Source organism: Halorarum halophilum, from assembly GCF_013401515.1.
Lineage (GTDB): Archaea > Halobacteriota > Halobacteria > Halobacteriales > Haloferacaceae > Halorarum > Halorarum halophilum.
In genome coordinates this window covers 3,440,370-3,458,412 of sequence record NZ_CP058529.1, presented here as the reverse complement: position 1 = coordinate 3,458,412, position 18,043 = coordinate 3,440,370, and the positions used below count along the sequence as shown (strand labels likewise).

General features: G+C 69.2%; 22 protein-coding genes. 13 read left to right on the top strand and 9 right to left on the bottom strand.

Annotation, left to right across the window (positions count from 1 at the left end; translation table 11 throughout):
- Positions 1-12 precede the first annotated feature (12 nt).
- The gene (locus HUG10_RS17190) at positions 13-348 is read right to left on the bottom strand and encodes a DUF7562 family protein (protein WP_179170732.1); all 336 of its coding nucleotides are present in this window, start codon (positions 346-348) and stop codon (positions 13-15) included.
- A gap of 145 nt (positions 349-493) precedes the next feature.
- Between HUG10_RS17190 and HUG10_RS17185 the strand changes: the two genes are divergently transcribed.
- Positions 494-973: an RNA-binding protein gene (locus tag HUG10_RS17185; protein ID WP_179170731.1), complete on the top strand. Its 480-nt coding sequence runs from the start codon at positions 494-496 to the stop codon at positions 971-973.
- 236 nt (positions 974-1,209) lie between these two features.
- On the opposite strand, the gene HUG10_RS17180 is transcribed toward HUG10_RS17185, so the two are convergent.
- On the bottom strand, positions 1,210-1,911 hold the full coding sequence (locus HUG10_RS17180; protein ID WP_179170730.1) for a DUF1028 domain-containing protein: 702 nt from the start codon (positions 1,909-1,911) through the stop codon (positions 1,210-1,212).
- Positions 1,912-2,127: 216 nt separating this feature from the next.
- On the opposite strand from HUG10_RS17180, the gene HUG10_RS17175 reads away from it, so the two are divergent.
- Complete coding sequence (locus tag HUG10_RS17175) at positions 2,128-2,484, top strand: cell division protein SepF (protein WP_179170729.1); 357 nt, start codon at positions 2,128-2,130, stop codon at positions 2,482-2,484.
- 51 nt (positions 2,485-2,535) lie between these two features.
- Here HUG10_RS17175 and HUG10_RS17170 read toward each other — a convergent pair whose 3' ends face one another.
- Positions 2,536-3,570 carry a PrsW family intramembrane metalloprotease gene (locus HUG10_RS17170; protein WP_179170728.1) on the bottom strand — a complete coding sequence of 345 codons (1,035 nt, stop codon included), beginning with the start codon at positions 3,568-3,570 and terminating at the stop codon, positions 2,536-2,538.
- Positions 3,571-3,658: 88 nt separating this feature from the next.
- Between HUG10_RS17170 and HUG10_RS17165 the strand changes: the two genes are divergently transcribed.
- Both HUG10_RS17165 and HUG10_RS17160 read left to right on the top strand, forming a co-directional pair.
- Positions 3,659-4,036 (top strand): DUF7532 family protein, encoded by a 378-nt coding sequence (locus tag HUG10_RS17165; RefSeq protein ID WP_179170727.1) that lies wholly within the window; start codon positions 3,659-3,661, stop codon positions 4,034-4,036.
- Positions 4,033-5,448 carry a DUF402 domain-containing protein gene (locus HUG10_RS17160; RefSeq protein WP_179170726.1) on the top strand — a complete coding sequence of 472 codons (1,416 nt, stop codon included), beginning with the start codon at positions 4,033-4,035 and terminating at the stop codon, positions 5,446-5,448. The genes HUG10_RS17165 and HUG10_RS17160 overlap by 4 nt, the downstream gene beginning before the upstream one ends.
- 247 nt (positions 5,449-5,695) lie before the next feature.
- On the opposite strand, the gene HUG10_RS17155 is transcribed toward HUG10_RS17160, so the two are convergent.
- The gene (locus HUG10_RS17155) at positions 5,696-5,974 is read right to left on the bottom strand and encodes an ArsR family transcriptional regulator (RefSeq protein WP_179170725.1); all 279 of its coding nucleotides are present in this window, start codon (positions 5,972-5,974) and stop codon (positions 5,696-5,698) included.
- Between the two features lie 212 nt (positions 5,975-6,186).
- On the opposite strand from HUG10_RS17155, the gene HUG10_RS17150 reads away from it, so the two are divergent.
- Entirely contained in the window at positions 6,187-6,507 is a 321-nt protein-coding gene (locus HUG10_RS17150) for an EMC6-like membrane protein (RefSeq protein WP_179170724.1), read from the top strand.
- Position 6,508: 1 nt separating this feature from the next.
- A complete protein-coding gene (locus HUG10_RS17145) occupies positions 6,509-8,338 on the top strand; it encodes a ribosome biogenesis/translation initiation ATPase RLI (RefSeq protein WP_179170723.1) in 1,830 nt (609 codons plus the stop codon).
- A gap of 31 nt (positions 8,339-8,369) precedes the next feature.
- Here HUG10_RS17145 and HUG10_RS17140 read toward each other — a convergent pair whose 3' ends face one another.
- The 4 genes from HUG10_RS17140 to HUG10_RS17125 form a co-directional block, all read right to left on the bottom strand.
- Positions 8,370-8,573 (bottom strand): dodecin family protein, encoded by a 204-nt coding sequence (locus tag HUG10_RS17140; RefSeq protein ID WP_179170722.1) that lies wholly within the window; start codon positions 8,571-8,573, stop codon positions 8,370-8,372.
- Between the two features lie 269 nt (positions 8,574-8,842).
- On the bottom strand, positions 8,843-9,298 hold the full coding sequence (locus tag HUG10_RS17135; RefSeq protein WP_179170721.1) for a ferritin-like domain-containing protein: 456 nt from the start codon (positions 9,296-9,298) through the stop codon (positions 8,843-8,845).
- Between the two features lie 69 nt (positions 9,299-9,367).
- Positions 9,368-10,573, bottom strand: coding sequence for a GAF domain-containing sensor histidine kinase (locus HUG10_RS17130; protein ID WP_179170720.1), 1,206 nt, complete (start codon positions 10,571-10,573; stop codon positions 9,368-9,370).
- A gap of 76 nt (positions 10,574-10,649) precedes the next feature.
- Positions 10,650-11,171 (bottom strand): archaemetzincin family Zn-dependent metalloprotease, encoded by a 522-nt coding sequence (locus HUG10_RS17125; protein WP_179170719.1) that lies wholly within the window; start codon positions 11,169-11,171, stop codon positions 10,650-10,652.
- Between the two features lie 40 nt (positions 11,172-11,211).
- On the opposite strand from HUG10_RS17125, the gene HUG10_RS17120 reads away from it, so the two are divergent.
- From HUG10_RS17120 to npdG, 4 genes are all read left to right on the top strand, one after another.
- Positions 11,212-11,772 carry a UPF0146 family protein gene (locus tag HUG10_RS17120; RefSeq protein ID WP_218780618.1) on the top strand — a complete coding sequence of 187 codons (561 nt, stop codon included), beginning with the start codon at positions 11,212-11,214 and terminating at the stop codon, positions 11,770-11,772.
- Between the two features lie 23 nt (positions 11,773-11,795).
- Positions 11,796-12,662 carry a TIGR01548 family HAD-type hydrolase gene (locus tag HUG10_RS17115; protein WP_179170718.1) on the top strand — a complete coding sequence of 289 codons (867 nt, stop codon included), beginning with the start codon at positions 11,796-11,798 and terminating at the stop codon, positions 12,660-12,662.
- A 2-nt stretch (positions 12,663-12,664) separates the two neighbouring features.
- Positions 12,665-12,856, top strand: coding sequence for a DUF7534 family protein (locus HUG10_RS17110; protein ID WP_179170717.1), 192 nt, complete (start codon positions 12,665-12,667; stop codon positions 12,854-12,856).
- Between the two features lie 63 nt (positions 12,857-12,919).
- Complete coding sequence (gene npdG, locus HUG10_RS17105; RefSeq protein WP_179170716.1) at positions 12,920-13,588, top strand: NADPH-dependent F420 reductase; 669 nt, start codon at positions 12,920-12,922, stop codon at positions 13,586-13,588.
- Positions 13,589-14,129: 541 nt separating this feature from the next.
- On the opposite strand, the gene HUG10_RS17100 is transcribed toward npdG, so the two are convergent.
- On the bottom strand, positions 14,130-15,140 hold the full coding sequence (locus tag HUG10_RS17100; RefSeq protein WP_179170715.1) for an NADP-dependent oxidoreductase: 1,011 nt from the start codon (positions 15,138-15,140) through the stop codon (positions 14,130-14,132).
- A gap of 190 nt (positions 15,141-15,330) precedes the next feature.
- Here HUG10_RS17100 and ubaA point away from each other — a divergent pair, with 190 nt between their 5' ends.
- The 3 genes from ubaA (at position 15,331) to HUG10_RS17085 (ending at position 18,033) form a co-directional block, all read left to right on the top strand.
- Positions 15,331-16,176 carry an SAMP-activating enzyme E1 gene (gene ubaA / locus HUG10_RS17095; protein ID WP_179170714.1) on the top strand — a complete coding sequence of 282 codons (846 nt, stop codon included), beginning with the start codon at positions 15,331-15,333 and terminating at the stop codon, positions 16,174-16,176.
- Between the two features lie 94 nt (positions 16,177-16,270).
- A complete protein-coding gene (locus HUG10_RS17090; protein WP_246310176.1) occupies positions 16,271-16,705 on the top strand; it encodes a PaaI family thioesterase in 435 nt (144 codons plus the stop codon).
- 317 nt (positions 16,706-17,022) lie between these two features.
- A complete protein-coding gene (locus HUG10_RS17085; RefSeq protein ID WP_179170713.1) occupies positions 17,023-18,033 on the top strand; it encodes a transcription initiation factor IIB in 1,011 nt (336 codons plus the stop codon).
- Positions 18,034-18,043 lie beyond the last annotated feature (10 nt).

The window sequence follows — 18,043 nt, the reverse complement described above, 5'->3', positions numbered from 1 at the left end:
CGGCGCGACTGTTCAGTCCCGCCCGGAGTCGGTGTCACGCTCGGCGTCGGGTTCCACCGTCCCGTATCGCTCGCGAACGGCGTCGCTGTACGCGCGGAGGAACCCCTCCGCGTCGAGGTGGCCGTCCCGCTCGGCCTCCAGGTCGAGCAGCAGCGATTCGAGGTCGCCCCGCGGCTGGTGGCACTGCTCCCGGTGACACGACTTGCAGAGGTACTCGAACTCCTTTCCCTGCCGGTCCCAGCGATCGCCCTCCTTGTCGTACTCGCGCGCCTGTCGACGCGAGAGGGAGTCGCCACAGGCGATACAGATCACCGACTGTCCGTCCCGGTTGGGCCGGGCGCCCCACATGGTCACACGTGCAACGTCGGAGGACTTAGCGGTTTTCGTGCGATCGAGTGACAGTCCGCGTGTCCGACGGGCGGACTGTCAGAGTGACCGGGTCCCGCCGGGCGGAGCGGGCGATTTATCCCCGACACGTGCGGACACCCAGCGTATGGACGTGAAATCCCGACACCACCTGCGGAGCGACGCCGTCTCGGAGATCGAGGACACGCTCGGGGACCAGCTGGGGATCGACCTCGATGCCGACGCGTTCGAGCTGGTCGAGCTGACCGACTCGCCGTTCGACCTCGTGCTGGTCGACGGCGATCCCGACGTCCTCTACTACGAGGACGAGCCGTTCGTCACGGTTCGCGGCGCGAACGAGCACCCGCCCGAGCGCGGCGTGGTGACCGTGGACGCGGGCGCCATCTCGTTCGTCTCGGACGGCGCCGACGTGATGCGCCCGGGCATCACCGAGGCCGACGAGAGCATCTCCGAGGGCGACCTCGTCGTCATCGCCGAGGAGACCCACGGGAAGGCGCTCGGGGTCGGGCGCGCGCTCGTGGACGGTTCGGAGATGGTCGGCGACTCGGGGAAGGTCGTGAAGTCGCTGCACCACGTCGGCGACGACCTGTACGAGTTCTCTATTTGAGTTCGACGGGCGTCCGGGTATCCTTCCCGTTCGTATTTCGTCGATAGGCCATCTATCCTGGGCTATCGAACTCCGTCCGTGTGGGAACGCAGACCGCTACTGCTGGGCGTGATGAAAGCCACAGTCCTCCCCAGCCGATTGCGATGCTCGCTCGCTGGCGCTCGCTGCGCTTCTCACCCCTCGCGCGCGTCGGTGCTCGCGCCGGAGGCGCTCGCGGTCACGCGTGCCACCGCATTTCACTCGTCCCCGTCGTCCCCGTCCTCCTCGTCGTACCGTGCCAGGACGAGTTCCTGGCCGCGCCTCGCCTCCTCGAACGTCTCACGAAGGTCGGCGATGGGCGTCTCCGATGCGTCCACGCGGAGGTCGTCGTGGTACGCCTCCCACTCCCGGTCCTCCGTGGTCGTGACCTTCAGCGCGGCCGACTGGACCGGGAGGTCCTCGCGCTTGTCGCCGCCCTCCTCCTGGCCCGCCTCCAGCGCGTCGACGAGGCGCTCGGCGAGCGGGGCCTCGCCGTACGCGTCCGACTCGTAGGCCGCGGCCACCGCGTCGACGACGGACTCGCCCGTGAGGAGGTTACCGGCGACGGTGAAGTTCTCTCCCTCGACGTGTCCGTACCAGTCGTTGCACTCCTCGCCCGAGAACGTGAACGTCCCCTCGGCGTCGACCCCGTGAAGCTGGCGCTGGCCCCGCCCCTCGTCCGCGTTCAGCAGCGATTCGAGCGCGTCCTCGACCGCCAGCCCGTCGTCGAGGTAGCTCACGCCCTTCCGGCCGAGTTCCACGTTCACGAGCGACTGGGTCGCGACCGCACCGCTCTCCGAGGCGAACGGGCACAGCGTGCCGACGCCCGGGAGCCGCGTCGTCACCGCCACCCCGAAGCGGACCTGCCGCTCCCCCTCCTCGTCCGTGTACTCCTCCCGCACGCAGATGCTGAACGTCATTGGTGGTGGTGACGCGTCGGGCCGCAAAAAGGCGCGGGACCCGGCACCCGAGGGCGTTCCTCGCCGCTTGGACGTCGGGAGGCGTCGTCCGGGCGTCGCCGGCTCCACCCACCTTGTCCGAGAGAGATGCCCCGAGGGCGACGTGTTCACGCTCCTCCACGCGTCACTCGCCCGTCTGACGCAAGGACTTAAACGTACAACCACAATTACTCGCCCATGGGCATCATGAGCAAGATCCTCGGCGGCGGGGGGACCCACAGCTCCGAGGACTACGTCGAACTCGACCTGAACGACTTCGAGAACGCCCGCGGCGGGGCCGGGATGCAGGTCCACATCGCCGAGATCGCCGACCAGAGCGACGTCATCGACATCAAGGACGCCGTCTACGACGGCGACTTCGTCATCGCGGACATCACCCGTCACTCGACCTCGGACCGCACGGTCGAGTCCATCATCGACGAACTCCGCCAGGTCGCGAGCGAGGTCGACGGCGACATCGTCCAGAAGGGCGACGACCAGCTCATCCTCACGCCGACCGGCGTGACCGTCTCCCGCGAGAAACTGAACGTCTGAACACGACGCCGGACGCCCGAATCCGACCCGAAATCGTTCGTTCCCGTCGAATCAGGAGTCGAACTCCGCCAGCTCGGAGGTAGTCGGCTCCCCCCTCCCCCCCTCGTGTGCACTGCGGTAGGCGACCCGGTACCGCCGGATCTTCCGGAACAGCAGTAGCCCGAAGAACCCGTCGTACAGGATGACGTACGCGAAGTAGGCGAGCAGCCCGCCGAACGTCGGGATGCCGAGCGTCTGGAACAGCAGTCCGAACAGCCCCGCGCCGATCCCCACCGTCGAGTTGTAGGTGGCGTGGATCGCCGTCGCGATGAGCAGCCCCTTGATGACGATCGGGCCGCGGTGTTCCGGGTTGAACTTCGCCAGTCCGAGGTAGTAACCCGCGAACGCCGAGTAGATGACGTGGCCCGGTCCCGCCAGCGCGCGGGTCGCCGTGATGCCGCCGCCGAGTCCGATGAGGCCGAGCCCCAGGTCGAGTTCGCCAGGCGCGACCCCGATCCCCTGTGTGATGTACAGCGCGTTCTCGATGAACGCGAAGCCGAGCCCCGCCATCGCGCCGTACACGGCGCCGTCGAGCACCGCGTCGAAGCTGTCGTCCGTGTACGCGTACAGTCGGACGGCGAGCAGCTTCACCGTCTCCTCGACGGGGCCGACGATGAGGAAGAAGAACAGCACGGTGCCGAGAAATCCAAGCGCCTCGAACGCCGGCCGGGCGAAGCTGTTGAGCACCGCCGCGAAGTTCGCGGTGAGCACCCCGAGCAGGAACGTCGCGACGAGTATCGTCACGGGCTCGTTCGTGGTGATATCGGACTTGTAGACGTACGCGGCCAGTCCGAGCGCCGGGACCGCAGAGAGCACGGTCAGGACGCCGATGGCGGGGTCGGTGAGCGCCGAGAACCCGCCGATCCCGACGAGCAACAGGAAGGCGAGGAGGATGAGTCCCCACCGAGCCGACGCCGAGAGGAGCCGATAGATCGCGACCGAGAGGCCGTCCAGGGAGCTCCGCTCCTGCCACGTGGCGATGTCGTACAGGTCCGCGGAGCCGTCGTCGGCCTCCTCGACCGGGTCCGTACGCTCCTTGATCGTCATGGGCGGGAAGTCGGCCTCGCCCCTCTAAGTTCTTGCCGCCAATAGTCGAGTCACACCGTTCAAATCCCCTGCCGTCGTTGAGTCGCGTATGCACTTCGACCCGCGCACGCAGGCCGCGCTCCGCGAGGTCGGCCTCGACACCGACGACCTCGAGGAGGCGTCGGACCTCGTCGCCGAGGCCGTCCGGGAGGACGCCGCGGCGCTCGAGGCGTTCTTCGCCGACGGCGGGACGTACTACTCCGACATGGACGTCGCCCACAGCGACGATTCGATCCAGGAGCACGGCGTCGAGTATCTGGACACGTACACACACGCCGCCGACCTCAGGGGGTACCTCCGGTTCGACTCGTGGGGCGTCTACGTCGAAGGGGGCCGCGTCCTGAACGACGACGTCGTGGAACTGACGCTCGGGGCGACCGTCCACGACCGGGTGCGGTTCGCCCGGACGACCGACGCGCTCGAATGAGGGCCCGCGTTCGCGGCATCTACGCGACCGCTCTGACGGGGCTACTGCTGGAGGCCGAACACGAGGTCGTCCAGGCGTCCCCGCCCATCCGCCGACGGTTCGACGAGGAGCTGCCGACGGCGGACCACGACGTCGCCGTCGAGACGACCGACGACAGGCAGGGCGTCGGCGTCGACGGCGACACGGACGCGGTGGAGTCCGCCACCCATCTCCTCCGTGACGTCGGCGTCGACGCGTTCGCGTGGCGCGACCCTGCACCGCGCGGCGCGGTGTTCGACGGCCGCGTGACCGAGACGTTCGGCGGCGGCGCCGTGCTCGACCTCGGCGAGGCCGAGGGATACCTCCCGTTCGACGACGCCGACGGCTACGTCGGCGAGGACGACGTCTTCCGGGTGCAGGTGGTCGAGCCGCGAGCGCCGTGGGCCGACGGCAGGCCGAAGCTGGCGACGCGAATCCGGGCGATGGCGGGGCTCGCGACGCTCGTACCCGGCCGCGACGGGACGCGGGTCGCCGGCGGCGACGACGCGGCCGCCCGCGAACTCGTCGGGATGACCGATCTCCTCGGGACCGACACGCCGGACGGCTGGGGAATCGAGTGGTCGCGCGACGCCCGCGACGCGGACATGGACGCGCTGGCCGACGCGCTCGAACGGGCGACCGAGCGCGCCCGGGCGCTGGACCCGGTGCTCGACGAACCCGAGGGCGAACCGGGACGGGTCGCCGCGCCGACCGACGGGGCGTGGGTCTGGTTCGGCCGCGAATCCAGGTTCGCCCTCGACGCGGAGCGGCGGGCCGTGACCGAGACGATGCCCGGCCACCACCGGACGAAGGCCGCCTCCGCGGCGGCCAGCGCGGGCGTCGACTTCGCGGAGGCGCTCTGCTCGTTCGACGGCGCGGACGCGGACGTCGACTCCGGGTTCCCGTTCTCGGTCGTGGCCGACCAGTTCGGACCCGTGGAGGGGGACTCGATCGGCATCGGCCACGGGAAGCCGGACGGCAGGCTCATCACCCTCGGCCGTGGCGAGGTGACCGAGCGATCGGCCGACGGAACCGTCTCGGTTCGACGGGAGATGAGCGCCGGCGGGACCTACGACGCGCTGGACGCCCGGCGCGAGGCAGGCGACGTCGCGCTCACGGCGTTCCGCGAGGGGCGGTGGTGGTACCCGACGGTGTACCGGGACGCCGACGGCGACCGGAAGGGAACCTACGTGAACGTCTGCACCCCAGTCGAGGTGTTCCCGGAGACCGTCCGCTACGTGGACCTCCACGTCGACGTTGTGAAGCACGGCGACGGGCGAGTCGAGCGCGTCGACGACGACGAACTCGACGCCGCCGTCGACGCCGGGCAGGTGTCGGAACCGCTGGCGGAGAAGGCACGGTCCGTGGCGACGTCGGTCGAGAACGCGCTCTGAGGCGCATCGACGACGGAGTGCGTCGCCGAGTCGGAGGGAGAGTGGAGACGGGACGGGAGGTCGAGAGGTGGAACGATGGCGAACACCCGGGAACCCGTCGCTCCGCGCGCCGCCGGTCCCGGGAGTTTCGCTGGGCGGCACGCGGTGTGGGTCAGCGCACGGAGGCGCTGGTCCCGGCTTCCCGTTTGAACCTTCGGCTCGAGATTCGGTGATGTCGGTGGCGGGTCGGCCGAAAGAACTCCGTCGGTTATTCGGCGGTGCAGGCTTCCTGACCGCAGTCGGCGTCAGCCGTCTTCGGGCCGTTGAGCTGGTAGAGGTTCTGTCGCGCGTCGGCGAAGTAGACGTCCTCGTCGACGATGCCGATGTTCTCCAGCCGTTCGAGCGCGTACCGGACCGTGCGGGCCGAGAGCATCGACTCCTGCACGATGCCCTTCTGCGTCTGGGGGCCGTTGTACTCCAGTACCTTGAACACGAGTTTGGCGCTGGGCGGCAGGTCGTCGAGACTCTCCTCTTCCGTAGCAACCATCGTTACGATTCGAAACAGTGCATCGGCATAAAGGTTGACGGATTGCGAATCGAAACACTACGGTTCCGGTCGAGTAGTGATCCGACGGTCCGCACGCCGAACCAGTGATCCACGACTCGAACGACGTTCGTGTCCGGAGTGACCCGGTCGAACCGTCCCTGTCGGACCCGACAAGCGAACCCCTTTTGTCGCCGGCTGTCGGAGTTCGGAGTATGAGTACGGAAACCGCCTCCGGGCTGTCGGACCACAGGCGTGGGGTGGCGGTCACCACCGTCGCGTGTCTGGCGGGGATCGCCGCGGCGTTCGTCTCCGCGTCCGTCTTCGGGCTCTCGCCTGAGACGGCGACGGAGACGATGCCGCTGCTCGTCCTCGCCGCGTTCCTGTTCGTCGAGTACCCGCTGTTGAAGGTTCTCGGCGTCGCCGTGGAGGATTTCGGCATGAAGGACAACCTCTACGTCGGGTTCATGACGTTCACCCTCTGGTTCATCTCGTACGGCGTACTGCTGTCGACCACCCTCGCCGAGTCGGCCTGACATGGCCGACGACAGCATCGCGGTCGTCGACCTCGACAGGTGCCAGCCCGACCGCTGCAACTACGAGTGCGCGAACTTCTGCCCGCCGAACCGCACGGGGAAGGACTGCATCGTCACCCGCGACGAGCACTACGAGGAGAACGAGCCCTACGACGGCGCGCCCGACCAGGTGTGGATCTCCGAGGAGATCTGCCTGGGCGAGACGTGCGGCATCTGCGTCGAGAAGTGCCCGTTCGACGCCATCGAGATCATCAACCTCCCCTCGGAACTGGAGAACGATCCGGTTCACCGCTACGGTGACAACGCGTTCGCGCTGTACGGCCTGCCGGTGCCGGAAGCCGGCTCGGTGACGGGCATCCTCGGCCCGAACGGCATCGGGAAGTCGACCGCCGTGAAGATGCTCTCCGGGGAGCTGACGCCGAACCTGGGCCGCCACGACGAGGAGGCGAACTGGGACGCCGTCCTCGACCGTTTCCGCGGGACGGAGCTCCAGAACTACGTCGAGAAGGTCATCGAGGGCGAGGTGACCGTCGCCCGCAAGCCCCAGTACGTCGACCAGATCCCGAAGCAGTTCGACGGCAACACCCGAGAGCTGCTGGAGGTGACCGACGAGCGGGGCGAACTGGACTACCTCATCGAGCGGCTGAACATCGCGCCGGTGATGGACCAGGACATCGACTCCATCTCCGGCGGGGAACTCCAGCGGGTCGCGCTCGCAGCGACGCTCGCGCGGGACGTGGACTTCTACTTCCTCGACGAGATCACGCCGTACCTCGACATCGGCCAGCGGATGACCGCCGCGCGCCTCATCCGGGAGCTGGCCGAGGACGGCGAGCGCTCGATGATGGTCGTCGAGCACGACCTGGCCATCCTCGACCTGCTGGCGGACACGCTCCACGTCACCTACGGTCAACCCGGGGCGTACGGCGTCGTCACCGACCCCAAGTCGGTCCGGAACGGCATCAACGAGTACCTCAAGGGGTACCTCGACAACGAGAACATGCGCATCCGGCCGAACGCCATCACGTTCGAGGAGCACGCGCCCCGCGAGTCCGTGTCGGGGCGGCCGCTCGTCGAGTACCCGGACCTCCGGAAGTCGTACGGCGAGGGCGAGTTCTCGCTCGAGGTGGACAGTGGGACGATCTTCGAGTCCGAGGTGCTGGGCATCGTCGGCCCCAACGGCATCGGGAAGTCGACGTTGGCGAAGATGTTTGCCGGGGGCCTCGAACCCGACGAGGGCGAACTGGACTTCCGGCTGGACATCGCCTACAAGCCCCAGTACATCGACATCGACCAGCCGATGCGCGTCGACGCGTTCCTCGCGTCCATCACCGACCAGTTCGGCTCCTCCTACTGGGACACCGAGGTCGCGCGCCCGCTCCAGCTCGACCCCATCATGGAGCAGAACCTGACTGACCTCTCCGGGGGCGAGCGCCAGCGCGTCGCCATCGCCGCCTGCCTCTCGGAGGACGCGGACCTCTACGTGCTCGACGAACCGTCGGCCCACCTCGACGTGGAACAGCGCGTGCAGGCCACGACGGCCATCCGGCGCTACGCCGAGAACCACGACGCGACGGTGATGGTCATCGACCACGACATCTACATGGTCGACCTCCTCGCGGACCGCCTGATAGTGTTCGACGGCGAGCCGGCCGAACACGGGCACGCCAGCCCGCCCCAGGAGATGCGCGAAGGGATGAACGACTTCCTCGCGGACCTGGACATCACGTTCCGGCGCGACGAGCGCACGGGCCGCCCCCGGATCAACAAGCCGGACTCGCAGCTCGATCGCGAACAGAAGCGCGAGGGCGAGTACTACTACTCGGTCTGAGTCCGAACGGGGAGTCCGAGATTCCCCGGCATCACTCCTCGACTTCGAACCCGATCTTCACCTTCGTCCTGAACTGCGGTTCCTCGGGCGACCCGAGCTGGATCGACTGATCCTGTACCACGGCCCACTGGATGTGTTCGACGCTCGACTCGGTTCGCTCGACGGCGCTCAGCGCCGCCTCCTCCCACGATTCGGGACTCGTCGCCGTGATGGTGACTTCCTTGTGGACGGTCATGGCCACGTGCATCTACGACACCGAGTGTGTTAACAACTAGCACAAATCTCGTTCGACAGTCGGCGTGAACGGAGGCGGGGCACCGCAGCCAGCCGGCAGGTTCCCCTCACGATGCGTCCGGCATCGGAGCTGCGACGTTCGGCCGACCGGCCGGTCGGGGGCAGGGGGAGGATCGAACGGGGAAACGACGTTCGCGGACGCGACTACCACTCCGTCTTTCCGACCCTACACCGGGAGTTCGGACGAGCTACTCGCCCGTTCGGATCCGGCTAATCGCTCCCGTACTCCTTCTTGAAGCCGCGGAACTCCGCCCGGTGGGCCTCCTCGTCGGCGAGCACCGTCACCGCGAGGTCCTCGCTCACGGGGTCGTTCGCCTCCTCGGCGGCGTCGATGAGCGACTTGTACGTCGAGATGGCGTCCTCCTCGGCGTCGAGCACGCCGTTGATGACCGACAGCACGTCCGTCGAGTCCGCGGGCGGCTGGAGGCTGTGCTGGTTCGCCGTGAACTCCGCCGACCCGGGCGGCCGGGCCTGCAACTGGCGCAAGCGCTGGCCGATCTGCTCGGCGTGCCCCAGTTCCTCCTGGATGTCCGCCGAGAGGCTCTCCTTGATCTCCTCGGCGCTCACGCCCTCGAGGACGATGGCGTTCGCCTGGTAGTTCATCACCGTCTCCATCTCGTCGCCGTACGCCTTCCGGAGCAGTTCGATGACGCGATCGTTGGACATGACGGTTGGGTGTTGGACCGCGAGCGACAAATAGCTACTCGCCAGCAACGGGCGATGCGCCGGCGGCGCTCACGCCTCGGGCGGCGCCTGTGCGTACGCAACCTCGATGCGGGCGCCGCCGTCTGCGGCGTCCGCGACGCCGACCTTCCAGCCGTGGGCCTCGACGATCCGACGGACGATGGCGAGCCCGAAGCCGGTCCCCGCGCGCTCGGAGGAGACGCCGTACTCGAACAGCGACTCTCGGCAGTCGGTCGGGATTCCGGGACCGTCGTCCGCGACGAAGAACCCCGGCGCCGCGTCCAGCGGCGAGACCCGAACCGAGACGTCGTCGCCCCCGTGCTCGACCGCGTTCCGGAACAGGTTCTCGAACGCCTCGCGGAGCCGCTCGGCGTCGGTCTCGACGGTGCCGAGCGACTCCCTCTCGATCTCGATCGTCGCGTCGACGGTCCTGACGGTGCTCCAGGCCCGCTCGGCGACGGTCGCGAGCGGAATCGACTCCGTCTCACCGATGTCCGCGCCCTGCCGGGCGAGCGTGAGCATCCGGTCGATGATGTCCTCCATCCTGCCCGCGGCCCGCTCCGCCCTGGCGAGGTGCTCCCCGTTCCCGTCGGCCGCATCGGTCGCGATGAGATCGAGCGAACCGGTGACGACGTTGAGCGGGTTCCGGAGGTCGTGCGAGACGACGCTCGCGAACGTCTCGAGCCGCTCGTTCTGCCGGCGGAGCGCGCTCTCCCGGTCCACCCGCGCGAACGAGTGGGCCACCACGTCGCCGACGGTTCGGAGGCGCGACAGCTCCTCCTCGGTCCAGCGCCGGGGCTCCTCGACCGTGTCGAACGCGAGGTACCCCTCGAACCGCCAGTCGGCGACGAGCGGGACCGCGACCATCGACTCGACCCCCGTCTCCCGGAACGTCCGCCGGGTGGCCTCTTCGTCGTCCCCCAGGTCGGCCGTCCGGACGGCGACGTTCTCGAACCGATCCAGCCGGTCGTGGAGCCACGCGAACTCCTCCGGGTGGAGTCGCTTGCGCCAGGGGGCGACCACGCCGTCCGCCCGCCAGCCGTGCGTGAGCGCGAAGCCGTCGCCCGTCCGCTGGAACACGTACGACCGGTCCGCCCCGAGCGCCTCGCTGAACACCGCGAGCGTCCAGTCGAGTTTCGCGTCGACCTCGTCCAGTTCGGCGCTCATCAACGAGGTGGACGCGTCGAGGACCAGTTCGTGGAGCGGCACGCTCCGCTCCGGAGACGCGATGGCGTCGTCCCCCGCCAACGAGTTCATACCCCCTGAATCGGGCAGGGTTACCTCAACGTTCCCGTCAGTTTATCAGAAACAGTAGCGACCTATCCAATCCGGCTCAGCGGACGCTCCGCGAGCAGGTACCACAGAGGTTCTCCTCCTTCACGTCGACCTCGCGGACCGTGGGGGAGAAGCTCATCACGCACTTGCTGTTGTCGCAGTGCTCGAGCCCGAGCGTGTGCCCGATCTCGTGGACGATCTCCTTGCGGACGCGGTCGGCGAACACCTCGCCGGAGGGCTTCGTCGAGATGCCGCCGTCAGAGGACGTCTGGAGGCGGTAGGTAGAGATGACGGAGCCGTTGCCGTTGAGGTAGGCCAACCCGAATACGTAGTTCCGCCGGCGGTAGTAGAGGTCCTCCGGCGTGATGCCGATGTTCTTCGCTCCGTCGCCGACGCGGGAGACGAGTTCGATGAACTGCTCCGCGCGGTACTGGTTCCGACTGCGGTCGTACGCACCCTCGGGAATCGCCTGCTCGTCGTGCACGGACACCTCGCAGTCGTACACGGAGCGGAGCGCCGCCGAGGCCTCCCGTTTCTCCTTCGCGGAGACGTCCCCGACGGGCACGATGTCGACGAGCATGAAGGCACTTATGAGTGGCCCCGGCATAAGTTTCCCGACCGTGTCGCAGAACCGCCGTGGTGCCGTCGTCGAATTACTCGCGCGTTACCACACCGTGTGCGAGGTGGGCGTCGGCCGTCGTCCCGAGGTCGCCGCCGCCCTCGCAGCGCGCGACCGGTCCGTGACGGCGACCGACGTTCACGACCGCGAGACCCCGGCTGGAGTTCGGTTCGTCCGCGACGACGTGGTCGAGGCGAGCCGCCGCGACGATCCCGGCGACCACTACCGCGCCGACGCGATCTACGGCCTGAACCTCCCGACGGAACTCCACCGACCCACCCTCGCGGTCGCGCGCCGCGTCGACGCCGACTGCCTCTTCACCACGCTCGGCGGCGACCCGCCGGCGGTGGCGACCCATCCGATAACGCTCGACGGCGGCGAGACGCTGTACGTCGCGCGCGGCCCCGAAACCGACGGAACCATCAGCACTGGCGACGCCGACGGCGTCACCGACACCGACGGCACTGACCAGGCTGACGACACCGACGACAGACAGGACCGCGAACCGGTCGAATCCCGGGCGCCGGTCGACGAGCACGACCCCGATTCGGAACGCACATAGGGAGCGGGTCCGCCCCTCCGGGTATGCGAGTGGACGCGGTCGTGCTCGACGTGGACGGCGTGCTCGTCGACGTCGCGGACTCCTACCGGCGAGCGGTCGTCGAGTCGGTCGAGCGAATCCACGGCGACACGCTCCCGAAGGCCGACCTCCAGCCGTTCAAGGACGCCGGCGGCTTCAACAACGACTGGGAACTCACCGACGCAGTCGCGCTGTTCGTCCTGGCCCGCGAGCGCGGGCTGGATGCCGACGTCGCGTCGTTCACCGACGAGATCGCGGATCGCAGCGGGGGGCTGGACGGGGCGCGGGCGGTCGTTCGGAGCGAGCTCGGCGACGAGGAGGCCGACGCCGTGGAGGGCGAGTGGGACTCGGACCGCCTCCGGGACACGTTCCAGGCGCTCTACCTCGGCGCCGACCTCTACCGCGACCTGGAGGGCGGGGAGCCGCCGTTCGAGGCGACCGGGTTCGTCAACGACGAGCCGGTCATCGTCACGCCCGAGACCATCGAGACGCTCCGCGACCGCTACGAGCTGGGCGTCGTCACCGGGCGCCCGAGCGACGAGGCCGACATCGCGCTCGACCGTGCCGGACTCGACCTCCCCGACGAGCACCGCTTCACCATGGACGACTGGGCCGAGGGGAAACCCCACCCGCGGGCGCTCGTCACCCTGGCCGAACGGCTGGGGGCCGGCAGGGTCGCGTTCGTCGGCGACACGCTGGACGACGTGCGGACGGCAGTTAACGCCGCTGTCGCCGACGAAGAACGGGCCTACTTCGGCGTCGGCGTCCTGACCGGGGGCCTGACGGGCGACGACGGTCGAGCGAAGTACGCTGAGGTGGGCGCGACCGCGGTGATCGACAGCGTGAACGATCTCCCCGACCTGCTGGACTGACGATGGAGCGGACCCGGCTGCTGCGCTTCCTGACGTTCGTCGCGCTGCTCGACATCCTGACGCTCGCGCTGGCCGCGCAGTTCGGCCCGCCGGACCCGTTCACGCAACTGCTCGCCGTCGGGCCGATGCTGGTCGTCGCGCCGGTGCTCGCCTACTGGCTCGTGTACGTTCACGGTCGCGACGACGGCGCGTGAGTCCGGCCGGCAGACGCGTCCGGTCACGCAACGCTTACCGCCCGGCCGTACGCACCACCTCCTATGCGAATCGCGTTACTCGGCGGCACCGGCGACATCGGCGAGGGGCTGGCCCTCCGGTGGGGCCGCGACACCGACCACGAACTGCTCGTCGGCTCGCGCGACCCGGAGAAGGCCCGCGCTGCCGCCGAATCGTACGTCGAGGCCGTCAAGGCCGCCGGCGGCGAGGCGACGGTGAAGGGGTTCGAGAACGGGATGGCGGCGGACCGCGCTGACGTGGTCGTGCTCTCGGTCCCGCCGTACCACGTCGCCGACACCGTCGAGGCGGTCGCCGACGTGCTGGACGGGGACGACGTGGTCGTCACCCCCGCCGCGGGCATGAAGCGCGACGACGACGGCCTCCACTACCACCCGCCGAGCGCAGGGAGCGTGACGGCGCTGGTCCGGGAGTCGGTCCCGGACGGGGTTCCGGTCGTCGGCGCGTTCCACAACCTCGCGGCCGGACGGCTGGCGAATCTCGATCTGGATCTCGGGATCGACACGCTCGTCATCGGCGACGACGCGGACGCGACGGCGACGGTGTCGCGGCTCGCCGAGGAGATCGAGGGGCTGCGAGCGCTCTCGGCCGGCGGGCTGGCGAACGCGCCGGAGGTGGAGTCGCTCACGCCGCTGCTGGTGAACGTGGCGATGAACAACGAGAGCATGCACGATCTGGGCGTCCGGTTTTCCTGAGTCGTTTACGAGTACAACTTCGTAGACTGTACCGCGTCGAACGCCTCGAAAGCCCCCGTCTTCTGCGCTCCCGCGCCTCGCTGCGCTCCTCGCGCTCCCTCCGGTCGCGCTGCGGTGCTTGCTTCGTCGGGGTTCGCGCAGAATCCGGCCCCTTTCAGTCCCGCCCCGTTGGACGGTCGGCGAGCGTCGAGGTCTGTCCCCACGCCTCCCCGGCGGGCGCGGCTCGCGGCTTCGGCGCTCGCGATGCGCCCGCACGCATCCCGCCGACCGTCGGCCTGCCAGCGAAACAGCGGACTACCGACGGCGTGCGCGTTCGGTAGTCGGGCCTGCCGCGCTCGGCTGGGAACACGGCAGGGTGGGAATGGAAGGGGCCGTGGCTGTCGGCGTTGGCGCGGACCGACAAGCACCGCAGTGCGAACGGGCAAGCGAGTGAGCACGAGGAGCGCAGCGGCCGCACCGAGCCGACAGCCGCGGGGGCTTCCGCGGTCGTGTTCCCCGTTCGCGCCCACGATGCATGGAGCACTCGCTGAGCGAATGACGCCTACCGCGACGAATCGCCGACGTTCACGACCTGCTTGCCGACGTTCTCGCCCTCGAACAGCCCGAGGAACGCGTCCGGAGCGTTCTCAAGTCCCTCGGTAACGGTCTCCCGGTACCCGATCTTCCCGCTTCCGACGAGTTCGCCCAGGTGTTCGGTCGCCTCGCGGAACCGCGGGGCGAAGTCGCCGACGAGCAGGCCCTCGACGCGGGCGCGGGTCTCGATGAGTTTGCCGAGCTTCCGCGGCCCCGTCGGCCGCTCCTCCTCGTTGTACAGCGCGATCTGTCCACAGATACCGACGCGGGCGTCGACGTTCAGGTGCGAGAAGGTCGCGTCCGTGACCGGGCCGCCGACGTTGTCGTAGTAGGCGTCCACGCCGTCCGTCAGTTCGCCGAGGCGCTCGCGGACGTCCTCCTCCTTGTAGTTGATGCCGGCGGAGAAACCCAGCTCCTCGGTGAGCCAGTCGATCTTCTCGTCGCTCCCGGCGACGCCGACGACGTTCGCGCCCTGGAGCTCGCCGAGCTGGCCCGCGACCGATCCCACGGCGCCCGCCGCGCCGGAGACGACCATCCAGTCGTCAGCCCGGGGTTCGACGACCTCGCGGACGCCGAAGTAGGCGGTCCGACCGGGCATCCCCAGCACGCCGAGGGCGGTCGAGACGGGGAGCTCGTCCGTGTCGACCGAGGTGAGCTCCGAGGCGGCCGCGGCCGCGTACTCGGCCCACGGGAGGTTACCGACGACCGTCTGGCCCTCCGAGAACTTCGTCCCGTTCGAGTCGACGACCTCCGCGACGGCGCCGCCGTACAGCGGCCCGCCCACCTCCCACGGCTGGGCGTACGATTCGCCGGCGCGCATCCGGTCGCGCATGTACGGGTCGACGGAGAGGTACAGCAGGCGGACGAGCGCCTGTCCCGGGTCCGGGTCGGGACGCTCGACCTCCCGGAGGTCGAAGGTGTCCTCGTCGGGCGTTCCCTCGGGCCGCTTCGCGAGGTGGTACCGTCGGTTGTCGGCCATGTTCGGGCGAACGGGCGCCGCGTCCATAAGCCCCCGAGAACGGCGAACGACGGGCCGGCGGTTTCCGTCGGAGCGCCGCCCGATTCCGAGAGGGTGGGCCGTCGCTCGATTCCGGTCGGCGCCGGTCGGTCGTCGAATTCCGGGGTAGGCCGGCAGGGCGCTTATGTCCCCCGGACGGGTAGGAGCGGCCATGAGCGGACTCGCACTCGACGCCACCCAGCTCGACCGCTACTCGCGGCACATCATCCTCGACGAGGTGGGTCCGGCGGGCCAGGCGGCGCTCCTCGACGGCTCGGTGCTGGTCGTCGGCGCGGGGGGACTGGGCTCGCCGGCCATCCAGTACCTCTCGGCCGCCGGCGTCGGACGGCTCGGCATCGCCGACGACGACGTCGTCGAACGGTCGAACCTCCAGCGCCAGATCGTCCACGCCGACGCCGACGTCGGCCGGCAGAAGGCCGAGTCGGCCGCCGAGTACGTCGCGGATCTGAACCCGGACGTCGACGTTGAGACGTACGAGGTCCGGGTCGAACCGGAGAACGCGGCCGACCTCGTCGCCGACTACGACGTGGTGCTCGACGCCTCGGACAACTTCCGGACGCGCTACCTCCTCAACGACGTGGCGCGGCTCGACGGGACGCCCGTCGCCCACGGCGCCATCTACAAGTTCGAGGGCCAGGTGACGACGCTCGTCCCGGACGGCCCCTGCTACCGCTGTCTGTTCCCCGAGGCGCCCGAACCGGGCGAGGTGCCCGACTGCGCGACGACGGGCGTGCTCGGCGTGCTCCCCGGCACCGTCGGCTGCATCCAGGCGACCGAGGCCCTGAAGCTCCTGCTCGCCGGGGACGGGACGGTCGACGTGGGCGACGCCATGGAGGTCCTTGAGGGTCGCCTCCTGTTCTACGACGCGATGGCCATGACGTTCGAGACGGTCCCCTACCGGCGGAACCCGGACTGCCCCGTGTGCGGCGAGGACCCCATCGACTCCATCGAGGGCGTCGAGTACGCCGGGGGCTGCGGGATCGGGGGCGAGGCGTGAACGACGTGCGGTCGATGGGACGCGTCGGAGGAGCGACGGCGACGGCGGCGACGAGTCCATCACCTCGAACCGCAGGCGCGGGGGAGATCCGGGCGTGACCGTCGCCGACCTGCTCAACGGGATGCCGTTCGCCGACCTCCTCGACATCGACGTGGTGGAGGCCGCCGACGGGCACGCCGTCGCGGAACTCCCGCTCCGGGAGGAGCACTCCTCGGTGCCCGGCCGGGAGATCGCCCACGGCGGCGTCACCTACGCGCTCGCCGACACCGTCGGCGGCGCTGCGGTCATCTCCCTGCACCACAAGCCCACGCCGACGGTGGACATGCGGATCGACTACCTCGCGCCAGCGACAACCGACCTTCGGGCCGAGGCAGAGGTCGTCCGCGACGGCCGGTCGGTCGCCACCGCAGACGTCCGGGTCGAGGGCGCGGACGGGACCCACGTCGCGGACGCCCGCGGGACGTTCAAGACCGGCGGCGGCGAGGACGGCGGCGCCTGGGGCGGGGACTCGCCCGAGGACGGAGTGTAAGCGAGGCGAATCCGATTCTCCGGCCGCTCCGGACAGCCCCAATCAGGACACTCCCCAGCCCGCGGTTCGTGTCGGCGAACGGGATCGGTCCGGACCGAAAGTGTCATTATTCGTCGACCGACGTTCCGACCGAGGAATCCCAGTCGAACGCCACTGCTTCAGTAAGGCCGGAGAGCTTCTGTACCTGCTGATATCTGGTTCCTGAGCGACCGCCCCCGACATTGATTTCTGCGACAGGTTTTTAAGTCCGAGTCCGTTAACTCAAAGTGAAGTAAGTACCCGGGCACGGGGGTTAGTGCCGGGTTATCCTCCCTCCAATGAGCAACGCACGACACTTCAAACGGGCCGAGACGGAGCACAGCGAGAACGAACGTGAACGAGAAACGGAAGCCGCGGCGGACGAGCAGGAGCGCTGTCCGGAGTGCGGCGGCCACCTCGAAGTCGACGACGCGCACGGCGAGACAGTGTGTCGCGACTGCGGCCTCGTCGTCGACGAGGACTCCGTGGACCGCGGGCCGGAGTGGCGCGCGTTCGACGCCGCCGAGAAGGACGAAAAGTCCCGCGTCGGCGCGCCGACGACGAACATGATGCACGACAAGGGGCTCTCGACCAACATCGGCTGGCAGGACAAGGACGCCTACGGCAACCAGCTGTCGGGCAGCCAGCGACGGCGCATGTCGCGGCTCCGCACCTGGAACGAGCGGCTCCGCACCACCGACCACCAGGACCGGAACCTGAAGCAGGCGCTCGGCGAGATCGAGCGGATGGCCTCGGCACTCGGCCTGCCGAAGAACGTCCGCGAGACCGCCTCGGTCATCTACCGCCGCGCGCTGGAGAAGGACATGCTGCCGGGGCGCTCCATCGAGGGCATCGCCACGGCCAGCCTCCACGCCGCCGCGCGGATGGCGAACGTCCCGCGCTCCATCGACGAGGTGGCACGGGTCTCCCGCGTCGACGAGGAGACGTTCGAGCGCGCCTACCGCTACCTGGTCCGCGAACTGAGCCTGGAGATCGAGCCGGCCGACCCGGCCGAGTACGTCCCTCGGTTCGCCTCGGACCTCGGCGTGAGCGACGAGACCGAGCGTCAGGCCCGCGACCTGCTGGAGACCGCCAAGCGGTCGAACGTCCACTCCGGCAAGTCGCCGGTCGGCCTCGCCGCGGCCGCCATCTACGCCGCCGGCATCCTCACGAACGAGGACCTCACCCAGAAGGAGGTCAGCGAGGTCACCGACATGAGCGAGGTCACCATCCGGAACCGGTACCAGGAGCTGCTCCAGGCCCGCGACGACGCCCGCGGCTTCGGCGACGGCGCGGGGTCGACGGCCTGAGCCGACCGCG